This is a genomic window from Labrys sedimenti, from assembly GCF_034424805.1.
Taxonomy (GTDB): domain Bacteria; phylum Pseudomonadota; class Alphaproteobacteria; order Rhizobiales; family Labraceae; genus Labrys; species Labrys sedimenti.
Window position 1 is genome coordinate 1 of record NZ_JAXOUF010000083.1, and the last position, 1,398, is coordinate 1,398.

A 1,398-nucleotide genomic window follows, 5' to 3' on the forward strand; every position below is an offset into this window, starting at 1 on the left:
CGGTCCTAAGGTAGCGAAATTCCTTGTCGGGTAAGTTCCGACCTGCACGAATGGCGTAACGATCTCCCCGCTGTCTCCAGCATAGACTCAGTGAAATTGAATTCCCCGTGAAGATGCGGGGTACCTGCGCTTAGACGGAAAGACCCCGTGCACCTTTACTATAACTTTACACTGGCATTCGTGCTTGCATGTGTAGGATAGGTGGTAGGCTATGAAGCAGGGGCGCCAGCCCTTGTGGAGCCACCCTTGAAATACCACCCTTACGATCATGGATGTCTAACCGCGACCCGTCATCCGGGCCCGGGACAGTGTATGGTGGGTAGTTTGACTGGGGCGGTCGCCTCCCAAAGAGTAACGGAGGCGTGCGACGGTGGGCTCAGACCGGTCGGAAATCGGTCGTCGAGTGCAATGGCATAAGCCCGCCTGACTGCGAGACTGACAAGTCGAGCAGAGACGAAAGTCGGCCATAGTGATCCGGTGGTCCGTTGTGGAACGGCCATCGCTCAACGAATAAAAGGTACGCCGGGGATAACAGGCTGATGATTCCCAAGAGTCCATATCGACGGAATCGTTTGGCACCTCGATGTCGACTCATCACATCCTGGGGCTGGAGAAGGTCCCAAGGGTTCGGCTGTTCGCCGATTAAAGTGGTACGTGAGTTGGGTTCAAAACGTCGTGAGACAGTTTGGTCCCTATCTGGCGTGGGCGTAGGAGAATTGAGAGGATCTGTCCTTAGTACGAGAGGACCGGGATGGACGTACCTCTGGTGGACCTGTTGTGGCGCCAGCCGCAGTGCAGGGTAGCTATGTACGGTCGGGATAACCGCTGAAGGCATCTAAGCGGGAAACCCACCTCAAGATGAGTTCTCCCTCGAAAGCCGTGGTAGACCACCACGTTGATAGGCCGGGTGTGGAAGCGGAGCGATCCGTGCAGCTTACCGGTACTAATAGCTTGATCGGCTTGATCGCTCTCATTTATCAATACTCACAACGCAGCCAACACGCTGCAGAATGTGAAACACACGAAAACAACCATCTTGTATGCTTCACGCGACAAACACTTCGTATTTGTCGCTGCGCATACTCTTGACGACTGCCAGGCGACGATCCTTCGGATCGCGCAGGAGTCGCAAGGGCTTCAACTTTGCTTCGCCGGCCTGGTGGCACTAGCGAGGAGCCTCAACCCGATCCCATCCCGAACTCGGCCGTTAAACTCCTCAGCGCCGATGGTACTATGTCTCAAGACCTGGGAGAGTAGGTCGTTGCCAGGCCTGCAAAGCAAACTTCTCAATAAACCATGACAAATAACTCAAATTCCTGCCGCGGGGTGGAGCAGCCCGGTAGCTCGTCAGGCTCATAACCTGAAGGCCGCAGGTTCAAATCCTGCCCCCGCAACCAA

General features: G+C 55.4%; 1 tRNA gene and 2 rRNA genes. All 3 read left to right on the plus strand.

Annotated elements, in window-relative coordinates:
• A 23S ribosomal RNA gene (locus tag U1R88_RS35495) occupies positions 1–968 on the plus strand; the annotation flags it as partial.
• 187 nt (positions 969–1,155) lie between these two features.
• Positions 1,156–1,270, plus strand: a 5S ribosomal RNA gene (gene rrf / locus U1R88_RS35500).
• A 50-nt stretch (positions 1,271–1,320) separates the two neighbouring features.
• Positions 1,321–1,397: transfer RNA gene (locus U1R88_RS35505), tRNA-Met, on the plus strand.
• The last annotated feature ends 1 nt before the right edge of the window (position 1,398 follow it).